This is a genomic window from Corallococcus praedator, from assembly GCF_003612125.1.
In the GTDB taxonomy this organism is placed as follows: domain Bacteria; phylum Myxococcota; class Myxococcia; order Myxococcales; family Myxococcaceae; genus Corallococcus; species Corallococcus praedator.
In genome coordinates this window covers 1-3,778 of the sequence record NZ_RAWI01000608.1, presented here as the reverse complement: position 1 = coordinate 3,778, position 3,778 = coordinate 1, and the positions used below count along the sequence as shown (strand labels likewise).

Genomic DNA, 3,778 nt, shown 5'->3' with positions numbered 1-3,778 from the left:
GGGGTGGTGGGCGCGGCGGGCTCGGCGGAGATCGGGGTCTCCGGGGCCGGCTCGGACGCGGTCGCCGGAGGCGGGGCCTCCGACTGCGCGTGGACGACAGGGGCCAGCAGGAGCGACGTGCCGGACAGCAGGGCCTGGAGGACGGTGCGGTAGCGAGTGGTGACGGTCATGAAGGCGTCGGGCAAGTCGGGGGAAGCGGAGGCGCTTCCTGACCCGAAGTTGCGCTTCCGTTACCGGACGGGTTCGAGCCCGACAACACACCCCCCTGCGTTGTTGCCGCACCGTTACAGGAGCCCCGGCCGTGTCACACGACAGCCCGATGCGTGTCACGCAACCGTGACATTCGGGAGGAGGGACGCAACCCGGGGGCCCGCCACCGCGACAATCCGGGAGTCGGCCTTCGTCCGACGCCCGGCGGCCGTCCGCCGGACCCACTCCAGGTGTCCCCGTCACCTGGGAGAAGCCCATGACTTCGATTGGCAAGCCCGGTTCGCGTCCGTCGTCCCCCGTGAAGTCGGAGCCGGTGAAGACGCCCGCCGCCGCGCCGCGTCCCAACGCGGTGAAGGCCGCCGTCTCCCAGCGGATGCAGGACGGCTTCGACGCCGGGCCCCGCGCGCCGGCGGTCCGTCCCCAGGCGGCGAAGGAGAAGGAAGTCGGCGCGGGGCGCGCCGCGGGCGAGGCGGCCGGCGCGAAGAAGGACGGCGGCATCCTCAGCGACCTGGGCTCGGCCCTGGGGAAGGTGGCCAAGAACGTGGCGAAGGCCGTCGCGTCCGCCACGGCGCCGCAGGTGAGCACCAACGCCGCCGGCAACACGGTGGTGGACCTGGGCGCGGGCAACAACACCGCCACGGTGTCGCAGAACAAGGACGGCGGGCTGACCATCAAGTCCGGAACGGACACCGTGACGCTCACGGCCGAGCAGGCCAAGGGCGCCATCATCAATGGCGGTGCCGGCAATGACTCCATCACGGTGGACGCGAGCGTCACGCAGGGCCTCACCCTGGACGGCGGCGAGGGCGACGACAAGCTGGTGGGCGGCAAGGGCAACGACACGCTCACCGGCGGCGTGGGCAACGACACCGTCATTGGCGGCGAGGGCAAGGACACGCTGAGCGGCCTGGACGGCGACGACTACCTGGAGGGCGGCGCGGGCGACGACCGCATCCTCGGGGGCGCGGGCCGGGACGTGCTCTACGGCCTGGACGGCAACGACTACGTGTCGGGCGGCGCGGACCGCGACTACATCGACGCGGGCGCGGGCGACGACAAGGCCTACGGCGGCGCGGGCGACGACCAGGTGATTGGCGGGCGCGGCAACGACACGCTGAGCGGCGGCACGGGCAACGACGCGGTCGCGGGCGGCGCGGGCACGGACACCGTCCGGGGCGGCACGGGCACGGACAAGCTGTACGTGGAGGCGAACGAGACGACCGCCGCCGACGCCGCGGGTGAGCGGGAGATCGTCGACATGACGAACGCGGACCAGCGCGGGCGGTCCGTGACGGTGACGGGCAGCGCGGAGTTCCAGGCGCGCACCCAGTCGGACCTGGACGCGATGCGCTCGCTGCCCTCGGGCCAGGAGCTGCTGCGCACGCTGGACGACAGCGGCCACACCACCACCATCCAGGAGACGTCCGGGGGCAACTCCGCGGCCGCGCAGAACAAGGCGGATGCGTGGTTCAACGCGGACGGCACGCCGGGCAAGGGCACCAACGGCACGGTGAACTACAACACCACGCGCATCTCGCTGGGCACCGAGGACTGGATGAACCGTCCGCCCGTGGTGGCCCTGTTCCACGAACTGGTGCACGCGTCCGACTACGCCAATGGCACGCTGGCCAACGGCGAGAAGAACGGCACCAACAACCGCGAGACGTCCGCGGTGGGTCTGCCCATCGACCTGGATCAGGACCCCTCCACCCCGGACGTGGTGCAGGGAGGCCGCCCGGGCGAGAACGTCCTGCGCGACGACCTGAACCTGCCCACCCGGCCGCGCTACTAGCAGGCCCTCCGCGGAGGACCTGGCCTCACGACGAGGCCAGACGGGGCGGCTGCGTCCGCGAGGAACGCAGCCGCGCCATCACGGAACTCCAGTGGCCTACGGCATCACGGTGGGGGTGGGCAGCATGAAGCTGTTGTTGTCCTCACGCAGCTCCCACCGCGAGCCCGGCGCGTCGACGATGGCGCCCAGGTAGAAGGCGGAAGCGGGGCTGGACGGACGGGACGCGTAGGCCGGGATGGACAGCGTCGTGCACTGGTTCACCCCGAGCGAGGACACGGGCTGGTTGCCCACGGGGAGCTGGAGCTGCGTGTACGGCGCGCTTCCCTGGCCGGGCACGTAGGCCACCGGCTCGCTGGAGATGATCAGGTCCACCGGCACGGTGCTGTTGAGTGCCGCCGTTCCCTCGTTGCAGACCTTCACCTGCGCGGTGAAGGAAGCGCCCGAAGGGATGCTCGCGGGAGCGGTCAGCGCGCGCACCACGAGGTCGGGCCCCGAGCCCACGCCCACGCGGGGGCCCACCAGGGTGTTGTTGTCCTCGCGCAGCTCCGTGAGCTGCTGGGGGAAGTCCACGCGCGCGCCCAGGAACCGGGGCGCTTCCGGCTCCAGGCCGGGCGGAGGGTTCGCGTACCCCGCCACGTTCACGGCGGAGCACTGGCCCGAGCCGAGCGACGGCGTGTTCGCGGTCCCCACCATGGAGTCCGTGGACGTGCCGGGGTTGGGTGCGCTCACGGACAGCGTGGCGTCCGACGTCAGCACCGCCATCACCGGCGTGGGGGGCGCCAGGTCCATGCCCATGTTGCAGACCGTCACGACCAGCGTGAGCGGGGCGCCGGGCATCACGCTCCGGGGGCCCGTCACCTCCCGCACCGCGAGGTCCGGGCCGTTGCCCACGCTCATCGGGGCGGAGCGCACGTTGTTGTCCTCGCGCAGCTCGGTGAGGCCGAGGGACACGTCCGCGACGGCACCCAGGTACAGCGGACGCCCCGGCACGGACTCGGGCGGAACCTGGGCCTGCGCCATCGACGGCACCGTCGAGCACTGGCCCTGCCCCAGCGGCATCACGTTCACGGAGCCCACCCGGACCAGCGTGGGCGGCGGCACGCCCTGGGTCACGGTGAAGTCCGATTCGGTGGAGAGGAAGAGGCCCAGGGTCGTGTACGTCGCGGACGCGGTGCCTTCGTTGCAGACCTGCACCGACGTCTGGAACGAGGTACCGGGCCGCGCGCTGGGCGTATTCAGCACGCTGCGGACGACCAGATCCGGGCCCACCGCCACCCCGATGCGGGAGACGGGCGAGGCGTTGTTGTCCTCACGCAGCTCCGGGAAGCTGGCCTGCGGATCCACGAGGGCGCCCACGTACAGCGTGGGGTTCGGCATGGGGGCCTGGGGAGGTACCACCGCCCAGGCACTCACGGAGCGCAGGGCGCACTCCCCCGGCGCCAATCCCGGCGCCTGGAACATGCCCACGGGCGCGCGGCCCGGAGGGGGCGCGCCCTGCACCACCGCCAGCGTCGGCTCGGTGGACAGGTACAGCTCCACGGGGACGTTCGGGGAAGGCTCCGTGCCCACGTTGCACACCCGCGCGGTGGCGGTGAAGGCCTGGCCGGGGGCGACGTGGGTGGGGGCCGTCAGCGAGGTGATGATCAGGTCCGGCTTCAGGCCCACGCCCATGAGGAAGTCCGCGCGGACGTTGTTGTCCTCGCGCAGTTCCATTTGGCTTCGGGGCAGGTCCACGATGGCGCCCAGGTACAGCGGCTGCTCGGGCGGGACGGGGAC

General features: G+C 72.2%; 2 protein-coding genes. One reads left to right on the top strand and one right to left on the bottom strand.

Going from position 1 to position 3,778, the window contains the following annotated elements:
• The first annotated feature begins 466 nt into the window (after positions 1–466).
• Positions 467–2,002 carry a M91 family zinc metallopeptidase gene (locus D7Y13_RS39680; protein ID WP_120586123.1) on the top strand — a complete coding sequence of 512 codons (1,536 nt, stop codon included), beginning with the start codon at positions 467–469 and terminating at the stop codon, positions 2,000–2,002.
• Positions 2,003–2,098: 96 nt separating this feature from the next.
• Here the strand turns inward: D7Y13_RS39680 and D7Y13_RS39675 are convergent.
• On the bottom strand, positions 2,099–3,778 hold a 1,680-nt coding region (locus tag D7Y13_RS39675), incomplete at its 5' end, for a CARDB domain-containing protein (RefSeq protein ID WP_279637174.1).